This is a genomic window from Terriglobales bacterium (assembly GCA_035487355.1).
Lineage (GTDB): Bacteria > Acidobacteriota > Terriglobia > Terriglobales > Acidobacteriaceae > QIAW01.
The window spans coordinates 1-19,212 of record DATHMF010000079.1; the positions used below are offsets into that span (position 1 = coordinate 1).

8 protein-coding genes are annotated in these 19,212 nt (G+C 57.7%); 4 read left to right on the forward strand and 4 right to left on the reverse strand.

All coding sequences use genetic code 11. The annotated features are described in order from the left end of the window. Both VK738_14060 and VK738_14065 read left to right on the forward strand, forming a co-directional pair. Positions 1 to 5,068, forward strand: a 5,068-nt coding sequence (locus VK738_14060; protein ID HTD23779.1) for an Ig-like domain repeat protein, incomplete at its 5' end; no start/stop codon positions are given. A 128-nt stretch (positions 5,069 to 5,196) separates the two neighbouring features. Next, positions 5,197 to 5,664 (forward strand): response regulator, encoded by a 468-nt coding sequence (locus VK738_14065; GenBank protein ID HTD23780.1) that lies wholly within the window; start codon positions 5,197 to 5,199, stop codon positions 5,662 to 5,664. Positions 5,665 to 6,706: 1,042 nt separating this feature from the next. Here VK738_14065 and VK738_14070 read toward each other — a convergent pair. Beyond that, a complete protein-coding gene (locus tag VK738_14070) occupies positions 6,707 to 8,800 on the reverse strand; it encodes an IPT/TIG domain-containing protein (GenBank protein ID HTD23781.1) in 2,094 nt (697 codons plus the stop codon). A gap of 16 nt (positions 8,801 to 8,816) precedes the next feature. Then, on the reverse strand, positions 8,817 to 10,694 hold the full coding sequence (locus tag VK738_14075) for a hypothetical protein (GenBank protein ID HTD23782.1): 1,878 nt from the start codon (positions 10,692 to 10,694) through the stop codon (positions 8,817 to 8,819). A gap of 574 nt (positions 10,695 to 11,268) precedes the next feature. On the opposite strand from VK738_14075, the gene VK738_14080 reads away from it, so the two are divergent. Next, positions 11,269 to 15,357: a winged helix-turn-helix domain-containing protein gene (locus VK738_14080; protein HTD23783.1), complete on the forward strand. Its 4,089-nt coding sequence runs from the start codon at positions 11,269 to 11,271 to the stop codon at positions 15,355 to 15,357. Between the two features lie 96 nt (positions 15,358 to 15,453). Here VK738_14080 and VK738_14085 read toward each other — a convergent pair whose 3' ends face one another. Together VK738_14085 and VK738_14090 are read right to left on the reverse strand one after the other, a co-directional pair. After that, a complete protein-coding gene (locus tag VK738_14085) occupies positions 15,454 to 17,016 on the reverse strand; it encodes a serine/threonine-protein kinase (GenBank protein ID HTD23784.1) in 1,563 nt (520 codons plus the stop codon). A 247-nt stretch (positions 17,017 to 17,263) separates the two neighbouring features. Further along, on the reverse strand, positions 17,264 to 17,677 hold the full coding sequence (locus VK738_14090; protein ID HTD23785.1) for a hypothetical protein: 414 nt from the start codon (positions 17,675 to 17,677) through the stop codon (positions 17,264 to 17,266). A gap of 638 nt (positions 17,678 to 18,315) precedes the next feature. On the opposite strand from VK738_14090, the gene VK738_14095 reads away from it, so the two are divergent. Next, positions 18,316 to 19,203: a hypothetical protein gene (locus VK738_14095; protein HTD23786.1), complete on the forward strand. Its 888-nt coding sequence runs from the start codon at positions 18,316 to 18,318 to the stop codon at positions 19,201 to 19,203. The last annotated feature ends 9 nt before the right edge of the window (positions 19,204 to 19,212 follow it).

Below are 19,212 nucleotides of genomic sequence, written 5' to 3' on the forward strand. Positions count from 1 at the left end.
CTACACCGGCACGATTACGTTCACCAGTTCGGATGTCCAGGCAGTCTTACCGGGCAGCTACACCTTCGTAGCTGGGGATAACGGCGTACACACCTTCAACAATGGCGTGACCTTGAAGATAGCGGGCAACCAGACGGTGACGGCAACCGATGGCGGTGGCCATACCGGGTCGGCGACGGTCAATGTGACCTTTGCCTCCGGTGGAGCGACGAAGTTACTGGTAACCGCTCCTGCCAGCAGTGCGGCAGGTGCGGCATTCAGCGTGACAGTGACTGCGCTCGATCAGTTCAACAACACCGTGACCAACTACACCGGCACAGTGCAGTTCACCAGTTCGGATGGCCAGGCGGTCTTGCCGGGCAACTATACCTTTGTTGTTGGAGATAACGGTTCACATACTTTCGCAAGCAGCGTGACCCTGAAGACTTCGGGTAACCAGACGGTGACGGCAACCGACGGCGGTGGCCATACCGGGTCGGCGACGGTAAATGTAACGTTTGCCTCCGGTGGAGCGACGAAATTCCTGGTGACGGCGCCTGCGAGCAGTGCGGCAGGTGCGGCATTCAGCGTTACAGTGACGGCGCTCGATCAGTTCAACAATACCGTGACCAACTACACCGGCACGGTGCAGTTCACCAGTTCGGATGGACAGGCAGTCCTGCCCGGGAACTACACCTTCGTAGCCGGGGACAATGGCGTACACACCTTTAGCAACGGCGTGACCTTGAAGACGGCAGGCAGCCAGACGGTGACGGCGACCGACGGCGGTGGCCATACCGGATCGGCGACGGTCAATGTAACGTTTGCCTCTGGTGGAGCGACGAAGTTACTGGTAACCGCTCCTGCCAGCAGTGCGGCAGGTTCAGCGTTCAGCGTTACGGTGACTGCGCTCGATCAGTTCAACAATACCGTGACCAACTACACCGGCACGGTGCAGTTCACCAGCTCGGATGGACAGGCAGTCCTGCCCGGGAACTACACCTTCGTAGCCGGCGACAATGGCGTACACACCTTCAGCAACGGCGTGACCTTGAAGACAGCAGGCAGCCAGACGGTGACGGCAACCGATGGTGGTGGCCATACCGGATCAGCGACGGTAAATGTAACCTTTGCCTCTGGTGGAGCGACGAAGTTACTGGTAACCGCTCCTGCCAGCAGTGCGGCAGGTGCGGCATTCGACGTGACCGTGACGGCGCTCGATCAGTTCAACAACACCGTGACCAACTACACCGGCACGGTGCAGTTCACCAGTTCGGATGGACAGGCAGTCCTGCCCGGGAACTACACCTTCGTAGCCGGCGACAATGGCGTACACACCTTCACCAACGGCGTGACCTTGAAGACAGCGGGCAGCCAGACGGTGACAGCAACAGATGGCGGCGGCCATACCGGGTCGGCGACGGTCAATGTAACGTTTGCCTCCGGTGGAGCGACGAAGTTACTGGTAACCGCTCCTGCCAGCAGCGCGGCGGGTTCAGCGTTCAGCGTGACGGTGACGGCCCAAGATCAGTACGGCAACACGGTGACCAACTACACGGGCACGATTACGTTCACCAGTTCCGACCTCCAGGCAGTCTTACCGGGCAGCTACACCTTCGTAGCCGGTGACAATGGCGTACACACCTTCAACAACGGCGTGACCTTGAAGACGGCAGGCAGCCAGACGGTGACGGCAACCGATGGCGGTGGCCATACCGGATCAGCGACGATAAATGTGACCTTTGCTTCCGGCGGTGCGACACACTTTGCGGTCACCGCTCCGGCCAATGCGACGGCTGGATCAGCCTTCAGCGTCACCGTGACTGCGCAAGATCAGTTCAACAACACGGTGACCAACTACACCGGCACGGTGCAGTTCACCAGCTCTGACGCGCAGGCAACCCTGCCCGGGAATTACACCTTTGTCCTCGCGGATAACGGCACGCATGTCTTCCCCAATATCATGTTAAAGACAGCGGGCAGTCAGACCGTGGTGGCGACCGACCAGGCGAACGGCAGCATTACCGGCTCGGCGTCGGTGAATGTCTCGGCTGCAACCGGAGCGACAAAGTTGAGTGTGACTGCGCCGGCCAATGCAACTGCTGGCACGGCCTTCAGTGTCACGGTAACCGCACAAGACCAATTCGGGAACACGATCACAAGCTATACCGGCACAGTACACTTCACCAGCAACGATGGCGCAGCGACTCTGCCGGCGAATTACACCTTCGTAGCCGGCGACAATGGCGTGCACACCTTCAACAACGGCGTCACGCTGAACACAGCGGGCAGCAGGACGGTCACGGCCACCGACCCGGTGACCAACGGCGGCATCAGCGGCTCAGCCACGGTGACGGTGAAAAACAGTACTACGACAGCGGTCATCTCTTCCGTCAACCCGTCTCTCTCAGGTCAATCCGTGACCTTTACAGCTACGGTTACACCTGGAACCGCGACCGGTACTGTGACCTTCTTTGATGGGGCCAGCAACATCGGCAGCGGCGCGTTGAGCAGTGGCTCAGCGACCTTCTCCACCTCATCGTTGACCCTGGGCAACCACAACATCACCGCGGTTTATGGCGGCGATGCCAATGATCTTGGCAGCACGTCAACCGTACTGGTCCAGGCAGTAAAGGCCAGCGCCACGGCGGGTGTGACCAGCTCGATTAATCCCTCGATCTACGGCCAGTCTGTCGTCTTCACGGCCACGGTGACAGGACAGCCGCCGGCCAGCAGCACCCCGAGCGGCACGGTGACCTTCAAGGATGGGGCTGCCACTCTGGGAACAGTGCCCATCGGCGGATCGGGCGTTACCGCGCAGGCAACATTCTCAACTTCGACACTCTCGGTGGGCGGACACACCATTACGGTTGTCTATAACGGAGACACCACCTACTTCAGTGTCACCTCTCCTGCGCTGACGCAGACCGTAAACCAGGCATCAACCACAACCACGATTACAAATTCGTCGCTGAACCCCTCCACCTTCGGACAATCGGTGACCTTTACCGCGACCCTTACAGTGGTCGGACCCGGGGCAGGCACGCCGACGGGCACGGTGACCTTCAAGGATGGCGCTACCGTCCTGGGTACAGGCGTAGTGAATGGTTCCCTAGTTGCTACGCTTACGACTTCAGCAGTGGTTGCGGGCAACCGTAACATCACTGCGGTTTATGGTGGGGATTCGAGCTTCGCCACCAGCACCTCACCCAGCTTCATGCAGCAGGTCAATCAGGCCAGCACTTCCACCACCCTCTCGGCCAGTACGGCGTCCTCGGTCTTCGGGCAGCCGGTGACCTTCACGGCCACGGTCATCGCCCTGGCGCCGGGCTCGGGCATTCCCACCAGCACGGTGCAGTTCATGGATGGGGCCAGCCCGTTGGGCGCCCCGGTAGCGTTGAATGGTGCAGGCCAGGCGCAGCTCATTACCTCTTCGCTGTCGCTGGCGGCGCATCCCATCAGCGCGGTCTACGGTGGCGATACCAACTTCATTACCAGCACTTCCAACACAGTGGTGGAGACGGTCAACCAGGCCAGCAGCGCGGCGGCGGTGGCTTCTTCGGTGAATCCATCGGTCTATGGCCAGCCGGTAACCTTTACCGCAACCATTACGCCGGTCGCGCCTTCCACCGGGATTCCCACGGGCACGGTGACCTTCAAGGATGGCGGCATCAGCTTCGCCGGCGGCACAGTCGCGCTGGATAACACCGGCCATGCGTCGCTGACCCCGGCAACTCTGTCGGTAGGCAGCCACGCTATCACCATCGTCTATAACGGGGATCCGAACTACGGCGGCAGCAATGGATCGCTGCCCACGCAGACGGTCAATCCAGCGAATACCACTACGAGCGTTACATCGTCAGTGAACCCGTCCAACTTCGGACAATCGGTGACCTTCACGGCCACCGTTGCCGCGGTACTGCCCGGAACTGGCACGCCGACAGGAACGGTCACGTTCCTGGATGGCGCCAGCAACATCGGCACGGGAACCCTGAACGGCGGCGGTGTGGCAACATTTACAACCTCTACGCTGGCGGTAGGTAACCACACCATCACGGCGAGTTACGCTACCGATGGCAACTTCAACAGCAGCACCGGTTCGTTGAGTGGTAATCCGCAGGTGGTGAGTAGCGGTACGAGCACCACGGCGGTCATCTCTTCCGCCAATCCTTCGGTGTTTGGTCAAACGGTGACCTTCACGGCGATGGTCTCTCCGTCCACGGCAACGGGAACCGTGACCTTCAAGGATGGCGTTACGACCCTCGGTTCCATGTCGTTGACCAGCGGCTCGGCTTCATTTGCCATCTCTGCCTTAGCGGTGGGCAACCATACGATTACCGCAGTGTACGGTGGCGACGGCAGCTTCAGCGGCAGCACGGGATCGCTGACCGGCAACCCGCAGGTGGTCAACAAAGCCAGCACGAGCGCGGCTGTGACCTCTTCGGTGAACCCATCTAATTCGGGCCAGTCGGTGACCTTCACCGCGACGGTAGCACCGGTGCTGCCCGGCGCGGGCGTACCGACCGGCACAGTACAGTTTATGGACGGCGCCTCCGCACTCGGAGGCCCCCAGACCCTCACAAGCGGACAAGCGACGTATACGACTTCGTCGCTGTCCGTGGCCGTCCATGCCATCACCGCAGTGTATAGCGGTGATGGTAGTTTCCTGGGCAGCACATCTCCGGCTCTGAACCAGACGGTTCAGGGAGCCGATATTGCTGTCACTATGATCCACTCGCCTGATCCGGCGCATCTGGGTGGCAAGCTCACCTTTACGGCCTCGGTGGCGAACAACGGGCCCAGCTCGGCGAATGTGACCTTCAACCAGACTTTCGCCGGGTCTTACTACGTGGTCTCTGTGAATACGACGCAGGGATCGTGCAGCGTAGCGACCGGCGCCATCAACTGCAATCTGGGCTTGATGACCAACGGTGGAACGGCCATGGTTACCATAGTCGTGACCCCGATCAATCTGACCAGAGCGATTGTGACTACGGCGACGGTATCGTCCGATGTAGCCGACCCGAACATGGCGAACAACACGGCGAGTTGCAACGCCCCTGTCCGCTTCCTCCCAATCCGTCGCTAATGAACGGGTTGAGCGGACGCAAGTCGGGCACGAAGTTGGAAGTTGTAAGAAGAATTTGGATGCAGCGCGTTTGCTCGAAAGGGCACGGCTTCCAAAGCCGTGCCTACCCCCCAAGAAACTAGTTTGTTATGAAAAAATCTGCGGCAGTCAAATGGAACAAGGACGGCCAGCCACTGCGCTGCATGATCGTGGATGACTCCATCTACGCGCGCAAAAACCTGCGCTTCGTGATCGAAACCTTTGGCGGCCACGTCGAGGGCGAAGCCGCTGATGGGCTGGCGGCGGTCACCGAGTATGACCGCGTCAAGCCCGATATCGTGCTCATGGATATCATCATGCCCAAGATGGGCGGGATTGACGCGGCTGAGATCATCCTGCAGCGGAACCCCCAGGCACGCATCGTGATGGTATCTTCGGTTGGAAACCAGGTGGACATCCTGGCTGCGCTGCGCTGCGGGGCACGGCACTTCGTACACAAACCCGTCAAACCGGAAGCGCTCTACAGCGCCATTCAACAAGTACTGGAAGAAGCCGGGGCCTTGATATCAGTTGCCGCGACCAAAAGTTCAGCTCGCCGGAAAGACGAATCAGCCTGATCATAATTGGCTATAACTAAAGAGCCAGAAGCCGCCAGCAAACGGGCGGCTTTTGGTTTTTGCGTTGAATTCTTTTGATGCATGCCCGCGACGCCTTACTGACATCTTTAACCTCCGGGGAGAAGCATGATTGCAAGCTTCGCACCTGAGCATGAAAACGACATTTCTCTAACCGCTCCTTCACAAAAGCAGGAAAATTCAGGACCTCTCGTTTTGGTTTCGAGTTCCGTTTTAGTCGCAATTTCATCCAGGTTTGGCCGAGAGAAAAATGACGCAGAAACATGCCCAAACAGGCGAGGGGGTGGGGTACTTGCTGCTAGTGCCTGGAACCTTAAAAACAGCGTTGATCGCCGCATATTTATTGGGGAAAAGCGCTTTTGGGTGGGAGACTTGCTGAGGTGGCAGCTTCCTCGGAAAAAGCAAACCCTTTTCGCCGCGGATGAACGCGGATCAACGCAGATTTTTGGAAGAGGGCAGACAGCCCCACCCACTTGCTCGCAGGTGATTTGAAGTCCCCAAATCGCGTCTGACCCGCGTCATTGCTGGCGAAAATCAATCCGGAGCAGGGGACTTGCTGAAAGCAGTTCTCAGTTCTCAGCAAAATCAAACGCCAGAATCCCGCGTCCCTTCGAATTTTCAAAGACCTCAGAGGCCAAAGCCCCGGCGCTCTTGAATGCCGTCGTTAGTCTAAGGGCTCCGCAACGCTTCGCTCGCTTCGCGCTCACCCAGTTCTTTTGCAGTTGTTTTTCACTGGCAACCGGTAGCTGGCAACTGCTTCTCCATGATGGCCTGTAGTTTCCAGGGAAAGCAAGGTTTTGATATCAGATTGGTGCCAGTCGGTGGTCAGAGGCTCGCCATGTTTATCCGTATTGATCCGTTCTGAGGATTGAGGACTGACAACTGAGGACTGCTCTTGGGAGCTTGGAGCTGTCTTAGAACCATCTTCTGACTTCCTGTTTTCAGCTCTTTCATCTCCTCCTGGTATTGGGGGCTGAGGCCCGGGTTCTACCGGCGCGACTTGGTTCAAGTCAGAAAGGCGCTTCTACGGCCCGCTGACAGTAAACGCGACCTCATTGCTGTTCACATAATTAAGAGATGCGTCGGTCACTGCCACATAAATGGTTCCGGTCTGCGCTCCAGTCGGAACGTTGGCGACGATTTGCGTATCACTCCAACTGACAACAGCCGCGGCGACGCCTCCAATGAATACCTGGTTAAGATTCTGCGTGTCGACAAACCCAGAGCCTGTGATCGTGACTTGAGTACCCACTGCGCCAGCCGCAGGACTTATGCTTGTGATATGCGGAGAAGGGATTACGGTAAATGCAGACGACGAAGCTATCAATCCGTTATTCAACACGGAAAACATGTAGCTTATAGGCATCGCTCCGGCCGGCACCGTGACCACAATTTGGCTGTCACTCCAGCTCACTACCGGCATGAACGGGCCACTGTTCATGAATATGCCCGTAAGATTGGGAACCGGTGCCGGGCCAAAGTTCGTCCCAGTGACCGTGACCTGTGTACCGGCCGGGCCACTGGGGGGATTGATGCCCGTGATGGTAGGCTGCCCGGTAACTGTGATGTTCACGGTATTGCTCGCGCCCTGGCTGGTCGTAATCTGTACAGCAACAGAGCCGGGTACCGTGTCGGCCGGAATGAAAGCGTGCACACTGCCGTCACTCCAGAAATAAGGGGCTACGGTCCTGCCATTCAACGTCAAAGTGCTAGAGCCTTGACTGTCCCCAAACCCGCTGCCGTTGACGAAGGTTGCGCTTCCTATAGAGATGGCTGAGGTGCCGCCAGTATTGTCTGTCACTTGACTGATTTGCGGGGCGGGAACAGCAGAAGTAACGGTCAACACCAGGTTTTGCGTGAGGCTAACGTTCCCATTGTTGCCAGCGATAGTGAAGGGATAGTCTCCCGCGAGTGTTGATGAAGAAGTGGTAACCGTTAGCGTCGACGACCCTCCATTGGTGTTGATTGACTGCGGACTGAAGGTTGCGGTCACTCCTGAGGGCAGCCCGCTCACGCTCAACGCCACCGCGCCGCTAAAGCCAGCAAAGAGTGAGACAGTTGGCGTGTAGGCTGTGCTCCCTCCGGCCGGGACCGTCTGGCTCCCAGGTGACGCAAGAATCGCGAAATTGTTGTTGGCGACTCCTGAAAGGGGGAGCACCGCAGGAGCGATTGTGAAATTGTTGGCAACAGTCAATGATCCCACTCGAGTACCTGCGACAGTAGGAGAGAAGGTGACTGTGATGGTGCAGGTGCCACCCACGGGCAGCGGAGAGGAAGAAACGCAATTATCTGTTTCGGAATAGTCTCCTGTAGCAGTAATGCTTGTAGCTCCGACTGTCGGGTTGCTCGTGCCATTAGTTAGTGTTATTTGTCCGGAGGTACTGGTGCCAACAAACACTCCCTGGTCACCGCCAAAATTCAGAGAGCTTGGAGAAGGGGTGAGCATTGGAGGCTCGACCGTAATTGGTACGCTGACGCTAAGCGGGTTCTGGCTTCCTCCACCATAGGCAGCAGTGATCGAGGCTCTACCGGCAGCGACTGCCGTGATCATACCGTTTGCATCCACAGTCGCAACATTCCCGTTCGAAGTCGAATATCTCAAGTTGGAGGACTCAGTGACGTCCATGACGCTAGCATCGGCAAAAGTGGCCGAGATATTGACCGGCATTTGTTGCCCCTGCGATTCCAGGACGACTGACGGCGAACCTGACGTGAGAGCCGTAGGCGGATCCGGCCGCTCGACATGAACACTGATGGGCAACGATTGCACTTCCTGTCCCGCACTGGTGGCTCCGATAGCAGTCAGTGTATAGCTTCTGCTGGACAGACTCGACGGAACTGTAACTGAAAGTTGAGCTGGCGTTGAATGCGCAGGACCGCTGCCGAGAAGCGGGTTTTCAGCAATGACGAATACAGCGGAAACGGTAACACCTGTGAGAGATACTATGTTCACTGTAATTGCCTGGCCGGGGCTCACAACGGCGCCATCGGAAGGGGACGTGATCTGAAGAGTTGGCTGGCTTTGTGCGGCACTCAAGCAAGCTGTCCCAATCAATAGCGTTATGATCCGAATGAAGCCGGGAGCTGTGATAATAGCTTTCGTCGTGAGATTAGTCATGAAATGTTGGCCTCGCCTAAGGATTCATTTGATTGAATACCGAATCACTGATCGGGGTATTCAACAAGTCCAGTACTTTTGGTGCGACAGCACGATCGGTCATGGTGGGCGGATTGAGACCCAAAGCTGTGGCTCCCTTGCCATGCACTCGTCCGGTAAAAACAGAACCAGCACTCGAATCGAGTCCGTTCAACATGCTGGTAATACCGACAATCCCGTCACTAGCCTCGCCGAAAACCCCAGGCCAATTTGCGGCCGTGAAACTTGCCGCTAGCGGGGCACGAGACGTGTAGAAGCCGCACGTTTCGTCAACATTGATATCGCCATTGCATTTGCAGCGTACGAGGTTGGCAACAAAACTGTTGTTGAAGCCCGCGAGATTTCCAGCATCCTCCGTCCCAGCAATGAGCGCGATCTTGAGAGGGTGGCTATTGTCATTCGCCATCGCTAGCAGCAAGTGGCTCGATGGCGCCAAGTCGCCTATCGCGCCGGAAACATGCTCTCCGCCGCTAGCCAAGGAGAATGTAACTTGCTCAAACGAATAGCTTCCGAACCGGGCCATGAGGTCGCGTACACAAGCGTTGCGATCGTCGAGCAGCTTTGTAGCCAATATGGAGCCCAGGTGCGGGGTATCGATTGTAATGACCTTATGAACGGGTCCTTGTCCCAGATTGTCATTAAGCATGAAATTCAGCACCAAAGGCATCGTGCGGGTTATATCTCCTCCCATACTGTGAGCCACGATGTCCGCCTGAATAGCGGCCACGGGGATTCCGGCTGGGTTGTTGTCCTTGAAATCCTTGATCTTGCTCTCAAGACTTTGCATCACAACGGCCGCATTAGCGCCAAAACCTAGGGAATTTCCGCGTGCCGGGACGGGGAAGATGCCGTTGAAGCTGTCGTAGTTGGGAATTGATGAAGAGATGAAAGGTATCCGGTAGTCGTAGGTAACTAGTTCTGTTCGGAAGTTGTGAAACAACCCGATGTCCCCCGGGCCAACAATAGTGAAAGCGTCCCAAGTCCTAGCGTCTCCCCAAAGTCCATGAATGAAGACCAAAAGAGGCCGCACGATGTTAACCGTCGTGGTCAATTTACTCCCATCCGCGGACTGCACCTGTATGAATGCTTTCCGCGTGGCAGTGCCAGCATCCTGCCCCGTTGGTCTCGGGTAATCCTTCGGGGCTTGATATATCGCGAACGCCATTGGGCCTTTGCTCGTGCTCACCGCAGGGCCGACGGCACCCAACTCTCCATATTGGTCAGGAGAAGTACTCGGCTGACCTTGGTCATCCAGCACAGTGAGGGTGATTTGATCTCCAGGATTGGCGGTTGGGATTCGCAGCAGCACCTGGGCTACACCGTCTGCCGCAACACCGAGCACTGGCCGGCCCTTGGTTGCCAGCCGTTCTGTGTTGGCATCAGTCGTCGCACTGATAACCGAAAAGTTCTGCACTAAGTCCGGGACCGGATCGACCATCACCGCTGGGCCGGCCTGCGTAGCGAATGTCACAGATTGCATGATGCCTAAATCGCCACCGTACGCCGCGTACGCCGCAAAATTTGCGGTATAGCTTTGGGTTGCTCCGTTCGGAAGCGGAAAGTAGAAGGTCCCCTTCGGTCCGTTAAAGGAACAGCCTCCACTGAATGGGGTCGCGGGAGGCCGACAGCCCCATCCGCCGGGTGCAAGCACCACTGGGACAAAACTATTGGGGGCCGAGGGGAAGTTGGCGATCGTCACTGTGGCCTCCAGTGTCACCGGCTGACTGCCCACCACCACATTGGGCGAGATGACGAAGCTGCTTACACAAGGCGGCGGAGGATTGGGGTTACCGGTCACATTTGGACACGGGGTGGAGGCCGCTGATTGTGCACTTGCTGGGATCGCTAAGAGCAAGCAAAGTGCACCAACCATCAAAAAAGGATATGTCCTGCCCAACCACCTCACCATTGATGCCGCACCCGTCATTGTTTTCTTCCTCTCTGTGTGTTTTGCTGGTTCGCTACCTTCTGCAGGAGGGTCTGGTCACGAAGACCAGCTAGCCTCAGTTCTCGTAAGCCTAAGATCATGGTTTGTGCTTGCCCAACCTCGATTGCGGGCAGGCCGACATCGGGCTCCAAACCTCGTTGAGAAGGAAACGGTTTCATGCATATTATCCTCGCACAGATTCTTGGGGTAAGGGCATGGCGCCGTTGCATCGCCGTCTCCCGCTCAATCTCTAGCCTCGAACGGGGCAACAATAGACGACAGGAAGCGCAAAGTCCTCAAAGAAACGCTCAATTTTTTTCCACAGGTATTCAATCCCCGAGCAGTTGAGCTCCAAAGAGCGGGCAAATCTGTGAAAGGCGGCCTCTGAATCAAAGGCTGAAAAGAGATGTAAGACTGTCAGCCACTTCGAGTTAGCGGCATGGTCCTATCTTCAAAAATGAGGAGTCTCTATAATTCAGGGGCAATCCCTTAGGGTGCCCACATGGATGAGAAAGTAGATTTAGTCTACGAGTTCGGTGGTTTTCGGCTGCACTTGACCCAACGAACACTGGTTCGCAACGGAGAACTGGTGGCTCTGACGCCCAAGGGGATCGATCTCCTTATATTACTGGTGCAGAGCCGGGGCCAACTATTGGAAAAAGATGAACTCATGAACGCCCTCTGGCCGGGAACCTTTGTGGAAGAGGGCAATCTGAGCCAGAACATCTTTATTCTCAGGAGACTTCTGGGAGACGATCGCAACGGCAACTCCTTTATTCAGACCGTACCGCGGAAAGGATACAGATTTGTAGCATCGGTTGCGGAGGCAGATGCCGCAGCGCTGGGAAACGGTCTCTCGGGAGCGGCGCACTTTGCTCTTCTGTCCGATTATTGGAGCCGGCACAGCCCATTTCGCAGCCTGCAAGTGTTCGAACCGGAAGACGCCTGGCTGTTCTTCGGGCGCGACACCGAGACCAACGATCTGCTCGCTCGTCTCGGCCGCTCATCGGTGCTGGCGATGGTGGGTAACTCGGGCAGCGGCAAGTCATCGCTGGTACGTGCAGGGCTCATCCCGGCGTTGCGGGCGGGGCGTTTTCAGAGCGAAGGTTTGTTGGTCGACCAGTGGCGCATCGCGGTGTTTCGTCCTTCTGGGACTCCCTTCGATTACCTGGCTGAAGTCCTGCCCAGCCAATTGGCGCCGGAGTTGAGTTCGAAGGAGAAGGCAGAGTTCAGCTCGGAGTGGCGAACCAAACTGCCCGCAGGCGGGGACACGCTGCGCCATGCCATCAACACGTTGGCCAGTGCTATGCCAGAGAAGGCGGGATCCGCGCGCATCCTGCTGGTGGTGGACCAGTTCGAGGAGATCTTCACGCTGACCACCAATCAGCAGGCCCGGGACCGCTACATTGATGCTCTCATGGCGGCCAGCCGCCCGGACAATCCCATTCCTGTACACGTGGTACTGGCGCTGCGGGCGGACTTTTACGCGCACTGCCTGGAACATGCGCAGCTGAGCCGTTGCTTGGAAGCCAACCTTTACAACGTGCCCCGCATGACCCACGAGCAACTGCGCGAGACCATCGAAAAGCGTTTGGCGCTGGCTGCGGCGCGCGCCGAACCCGGACTGATTGATTCGATGCTGGAAGACGTTGGTACGGAGCCGGGTAATTTGGCGTTGCTCGAACACGCGCTCGGCCAGTTGTGGGAGAAGTGTGGACGTTACGGCTGTACCGTGACCAACCATGCGTATGCGGAGATCGGGCGTTTGCGGGGTGCGCTGGGCCGGCACGCCGATGAGGTCTATGCGGGCCTCGGGGATGAGAAGCAGAAGCGGCTGGCGCAAAAGATTTTCCTTGAACTGGTGCATCTGGGCGAAGGCGCACAGGACACGCGGCGCAGGGTGTCAAAAGCAGACCTACTTGCTTTAGGTGCTGCGGAGGAGGTGGAGGCGTTGCTGGAGCGTCTGGCCTCCAGGCGACTCATCGCTATTGGGAGAGAAGGACAGGAGACGTTCGTTGAGGTTTCGCATGAAGCCTTGATTCGCGAATGGCCTGCCTTGTGCGAGTGGTTGGCACAAAATCGCGAGGAACTCAGACTGGAGCGGCGGCTGCTGCAGGCGGCCGCAGAATGGCTGGGGCTGGACCATGACCCAGGAGCGCTGCTGCAAGGAGCGCGCCTGGCGCAAGCAGAAGAATGGCTGGCCAAGCACGCGGACGCGCCCACTCTGTTGCGGCAATTCCTGCAAGCCAGCGTTGAGGCGCGAGCGGAAGCTCAGGAGCGTGAACTGGCCCACCAAAGGGAGGCAGCCGTTCTGGCGCGACGCTCGGCAGTGCGCCAGCGCTGGTTCTCCTGCGCGTTGGCTCTCATGCTGCTGGTGGCAGTTGGAACCGCATGGTTCGCGCACCAACAACAGGTGATTGCCGAGTCGCGGGCCCTGGCCGCACAGGCGGGGGAGCTGCTGCTACAGGATCATGGTCAGGCACTCGATCTGGCGATACGTAGTTGGCACATGGCGAAGACGCAAGAGACGCACCTCGCCGTGGCCAAGGCATCTGTGGAATCGTTGGGGATCTTCAAGCATGAAGGTCCCGTTAATGTGGCGATGTTCTCGCCCGATGGCCAGCGGATACTCAGCGCCAGTGACGATCATACGGCGAGGGTGTGGAACGCGGACGATGGTCGTTTGCTATTCACTCTCACCCACGATGATGCGGTCCAGTACGCCGAGTTTTCTGGTGACGGCCAGCGCGTTGTCACCGCCAGCGATGACCATACGGCGAGGGTGTGGAGTGGCACTGACGGTCACCTTCTGGCGACCCTCCAAGGGCATACAGATCGAATTTGGACCGCCCAGTTCTCGCCTGACGGGCAGCGCATTGTCACCGCCAGTGATGACCGTACGGCTAGGGTATGGAACAGCGGCGACGGGCGCCTTCTGACGACCCTACAAGGGCACACAAGCAGTGTTGCAAGCGCAAGATTTTCCCCTGATGGACAGCGCATCGTCACTACAAGTTGGGACCATACGGCGCGGGTGTGGAACACAAATGACGGCCGTTTGCTAACCACCTTCTCAGGCCACCAGGCTGAGGTTATCACTGCGGATTTTTCGCCCGACAGCCAGCGGATTGTTACCACAAGCTTTGATAAGACGGCACGGGTCTGGGGAAGCGCCGATGGCCGGTTGTTGTTTACGCTGCAGCACGATGGTCCGGTTGTGAACGCTATGTTCTTCCCTGACGGACAGCGGATCGTCACTACCAGTCGCGACCATACGGCGCGAGTGTGGGGCAACGCCGACGGCCGGTTACTGTTTACGCTGCAGCACGATGGTCCGGTGGTAAGCGCGGCATTCTCCCCCGACGGACGGCGCATCGTAACGGCGAGCCACGATAAGACGGCGCGGGTTTGGAGCGTCGATGATGGCCGTCTGCTTGCCATTCTCCAGGGCCACACGAATACGGTCTACTCCGCGGCGTTCTCCCCCGACGGGCAGCGCATCGTAACGGCTGGCTTTGACAACACGATGCGGATTTGGAATACCGTGTGTGGCCGCATGGTGGTCTCGCTTCAAGGCCACACAGGATGGGTTTTGAACCTGGCGGTCTCCAAAGACGGCCAACGCATAGTTACTGCGAGCTATGACCAAACGGCGCGGGTGTGGAACAGCGCAAACGGCCATTTACTCACGACTCTCGAAGGCCACGGTGGAGGGGTGATATATGCTGCATTCTCTCCCGATGACCAACGCATCGTTACCGCCAGCGCTGATCATACAGCCCGGGTGTGGAATGCTGCTGACGGCCGTCTTCTGGCCACCCTCCAAGGCCATAGCGATGACATTTGGAGAGCGCAGTTTTCTCCCGACGGTCAGCGCATCGTTACTGCCAGCAAGGATCACACCGCGCGGGTGTGGAACAGTGCCGACGGCCGCTTGCTGGCGATCCTCCAAGGCCACACGGATGAAGTTTGGAGAGCACAGTTTTCTTCTGACGGGCAGCGCATCGTCACCGCCAGTAAGGACCATACGGCGAGGATATGGAATAGCAGCGACGGCCGCTTGCTGTTTACACTGCAAGGGCATACTGGCGAGGTCTGGCAGGCAACATTCTCTCGTGATGGCGAGCGCGTCGTCACGGCCAGCAGGGACCATACGGCGAGGGTGTGGAACAGCAGCGACGGCCGCTTGTTGTTTACGTTGCAAGGGCACACCGGTGACGTTTGGGATGCAGAGTTCTCTCCCGATGGACAACGCATTGTAACGGCCAGCCTGGACCGTACCGCGCGTATCTGGAACAGTTCTGACGGCCATTTGATGGCTACGCTGCAAGGCCACACTGATGCGGTTTGGTGGGCGATGTTTTCCCCTGACGGCCAGCGAATCGTCACTGCTGGCAAGGATCGTACGGCACGGGTGTGGAATAGTGTGAACAGCCGCTTGCTGGCGATCCTCCAAGGCCACGCAGGAGAGATTACCGCGGTCGCGTTCTCGCCCGACGGGCAGCGCATCGTCACCGCCAGCTTGGACCAAACTGCGCGGGTGTGGCAAGTGCTCACGCTTGACGACGTCAACCGAATATTGGCCAAGTGAGGGCGCGTCCCCCCGCCAGAAACTCTGAATACGGTCACCCTGGAAGCACAAACTCGGCCGCTCGTACAGGTGTGTTGGTCGAACGCTTAAAAGCCCTTACTGCCACTGCAGCTCTAGCTCGCGGCTGGCGCGGATCAGCAAAATATCTTCTCCTTTCGGAGAAAAGCCGCCCAGGATTTGCTTGGTTTGGTGATAGCCCCGGCTGGTCACGCGCACCCGAATGGTATGACTGCCGGCGGTAACAGGAATGGTGTTTTCATAGCGGGCCGAGATCACGCTTTTTCCGCCGAATCTTTTACGCACGATCCCGCCGCCGCTGAGGGTTGCGGTGTCAACCTCTTTGCCGTCAATCCAGATGACCAATTCGCCGCTGTGGAAGCTGTGCACGCATTTCACCACGAGGCTGGCCATGTCTCCGGTTGGAACAATTGATGGAGTGGAGTAGGGAACAGGTGTATGCGACGGAACTGGGGTATGCGTGGGATGTAAAGGTATAGGAGTAGGAGTTGGGGGAATTGGTTCCTTGGGAGAACCTGAGTTGATCCAAAACCATACTCCCGCTAACGCACCCAGCAGGACTACGCTGATGGTTACAAGCCGAATCCCATGTGGCATCCGCCGCAAGGGATTGAATTCTACCGGCTCCGGAAGATGGACCTCGGTTGCCGGAGCTTGCGCGGCAAAATTTGAACTGGGTGCAATGACTGTTCCTGATCTGTTACCGGCAGCGGAAGAGGACAACGGTCCTTGCGTGATCCCCGACTGCTCCTTGGTGATTTTCGCCAACGTCGCCTCGCCCCAGGCGGTAGTTGTGGGGGCAGAGTAGCGCGAGCGTGGGCCCTGGCCCGAGAGCAGGTCGTCGAGGTCGCAGGCAAATTCGCGTCCGCTCTGGTAGCGGTTTTGCGGAAATTTTGCCAGCGCGCGGCCGATCACGTAATCGAAATCGGGTGAGAGAGTCGAGTTGTGCTGCGTCACCGGGGCGGGTTCGTTGTTCACGACTTTGAACATGACCTCGCTGAGGGTCCCGCCGATGAACGGCTTCACGCCGCCCAACATGATGTAAAGGATGATTCCCAGGGAAAACAGATCTGAGCGGCCATCCACGGGATGCCCCGAGAGCTGCTCCGGCGCCATGAACGTCGGTGTTCCCAGCACCTGGCCGGCGACGGTGAAATCGGCGACTGCCAGTTTGGCCACGCCGAAGTCGGTAATCTTGGCCCGCCAATCGTTGGTCACGATGATGTTGGCCGGCTTGATGTCGCGATGAATAATGCCTTGCGAGTGCGCATAGTGCAGCGCTTCAGCAACCTGCTTCACCAGGTCCAGCGTAATGGCGATCGGAGGCCGCTGCTCGTGGGCAATACTTTCCAGGGTAGTGCCGGCGATGTACTCCATGACAATGAAAGGGGTCTGAGTGACCGGGTCTTCGCCTACGTCATAAATGGTTACGATTCCTGGATGCGCCAGCTTACCGGCTGCCTGGGCCTCGCGATAGAACCGCCGCCGGTATTCCACTTCTTCAGACGCGGAGGCCCCGCTGATGCTGATGATCTTGAGCGCCACCATGCGATCAATGCGCGGGTCACGCGCCTGATACACCGTTCCCATGGCGCCGCGACCCAGCTCGGCGAGGATTTCATAACGTCCCAGTTGTTCCATAGGCAGCCGCACCCTTAAATGGGGATGATTTGGGGGATTTTTCCTGCTGGGCGATGCTAGCACAGCCCGAGCAGTTTATGGAGTGTGGAATCGAAGCGGTAGAGGTCAGTTTGTAAGGCCAACTGGGGATTACTCTCTGATCGCCGACAATCCGGAGTCGGCTCGTCAATGACCACAGGCCGTTTCTGGCCAACTTGCGGTTTGCCTCCCACTCCGGGAAGAATGATGCCGGCACCCCATGGCGGTATCAAATAAGCGTACGCTGGAGAATATGAAGCGCGTGGTCATCCTGGGTCGTGGAGCGTCTGGCAAATCGACTCTCGCGAGGCGCCTGGGCGAGATCACCCGGCTCCCGGTCATCGAGCTTGATAAGGTCTTTTGGCAGCAAGGTCTTATTGCAACTCCTCGCGATCGGTGGGCGGTCGTGCAAGAGAAGCTCGTTGCGGAAGATGGTTGGATCATGGATGGTGACCTTGGTCCCTACGACATTATCGAGGTTCGGCTTCGAGCGGCGGACACGATCATTGTTTTGGACTTCTCGCTCCTGCGCTGCGCTTGGCGTGCATTCCGGCGATCGCGCGAACGTGCAGACTTCTGGTGTTGGCTCATAGCGTATCGCCGTCGAAGCCGTCCGGTTCTCATGCAAGCGATCGCTAAGCACGCCCCCACCGCGGAGCTCCGCGTATTGCGTGACCCTACAGCACTCAGACGGTTTGTCGCGGACGTAACCCGCAAATCGCGATCCTTATAGCCATTACTTATCGGATACGGCTGGCTGTGGCCATCAGGGAGGTCACAAAAAGGGATTTATTGTGGACCTAGAATAACAACTCGGCCGCACTACCGGCATGTGTGGCGCGACCTACGGCTGCTGTACCATCGAAAGCGCTGCATTGACATGAACAACGTATATAGCAAACCACCAGCTTCACCGCACACGTCGAATGTGACCTTTGGTTTCAAATCCAAGTTACTTTAGTTTATGTAATTATTTTGTAATCGCGCTTGCGCGTTTCTGGAGTTGCGCGTAAGATGGTCTTGTTCCTTAAAGCCGCACAGTTCCTTTGCTGTGCCAGTCACGCAACAGAAGAGTTTTGGAAGCAGCCTGCTGGCACACCACGCCGCACGGCTTCATGACACTCGAACTTTCAGACCAGGTTGATGATGAGGCAGTATTGCAATTTAGGCACCGATCCTCGTTGCTGCCATCAAACCTATAGGGCAAGTTAAGTTAAAAGATTTTTCGCCGTGCGTAAATTCCGCCCGGCGAAACCATAGAACGAAGAGAATAAACACACAATGGATACAAGCGATTTCCCATCCGATTCCCCGGAAACTTTTGGGGAAGATTCATCATTTCCCGCGCCCAAGGCTTCTGCACCGGCTCCTTCCTCCGAAGCAGGTCAATCCGAAGCAGGTCAAGCGGAGACAACCACTCCGCCCGTGCCCGGCACGCGCCCCAACGGAGGCCGCAACTTCCGCAACCGCCGCTTCCGTGGACGCAAACAGAACCGGCAGGGTGGCGGCGGTGGTGGCGGCGGTCAACAAAACCGCGGCAACGGACAGGGGAACGGCAATCGCGGAGTATTTACCGGCCCCATGGACCACAGCTATCGTCAACAGAACGGCGAGAATGGCGGGCAGCAAGGCCAGGGCAACAATCGAGGCGGCTTCGGAAGGCGTAATCGCTTCCGCCAGCCGTTCAAAAATCGCAAACCGGCCGGCCGCGGGATGGCGATTGCGCAGCAGAATGAAATCCGGCCTGTGGACCCGTCAGCTCTGAATGAAGACGCCGCCACGCGCATCTTCGCTTTCGTGGAAGACCTCTTTTTCATGACTAAGATCATGGATACGGCCCGCAGGTTGAATGTGAAAGTTGAATTCGTAAAGACACTCGACGAACTGATGGAAAAAGTAGGTTCCCAAGCCGAAGAAAAACCGTCTCTGGTCATTTTCGATCTCAACAATGTCAACGCCAAGCCGCTGACCACCATTCCAAAGATAAAGTCCAAACTGAAAAAAGGGACTTCCATCCTTGGCTTTGTCTCGCACGTGCAGGGCGATCTGAAGATGAAGGCCCAGGAAGCCGGCTGCGACAGCGTAATGCCACGCTCAGCTTTTTCGCAAAATCTGCCTGCGTTGCTCCGCCGCCACGGCGCGCCGGAAGAACTTGACCAGCAGGAGTAATAAGAGCTT

Excerpts from the sequence above, each read along its gene's own strand:
- VK738_14065 (HTD23780.1), top strand. The coding sequence starts at position 5,197 with ATGAAAAAATCTGCGGCAGTCAAATGGAACAAGGACGGCCAGCCACTG.
- VK738_14070 (HTD23781.1), bottom strand. The coding sequence starts at position 8,800 with ATGACTAATCTCACGACGAAAGCTATTATCACAGCTCCCGGCTTCATT.
- VK738_14080 (HTD23783.1), top strand. The coding sequence starts at position 11,269 with ATGGATGAGAAAGTAGATTTAGTCTACGAGTTCGGTGGTTTTCGGCTG.
- VK738_14085 (HTD23784.1), bottom strand. The coding sequence starts at position 17,016 with ATGGAACAACTGGGACGTTATGAAATCCTCGCCGAGCTGGGTCGCGGC.
- VK738_14095 (HTD23786.1), top strand. The coding sequence starts at position 18,316 with ATGGATACAAGCGATTTCCCATCCGATTCCCCGGAAACTTTTGGGGAA.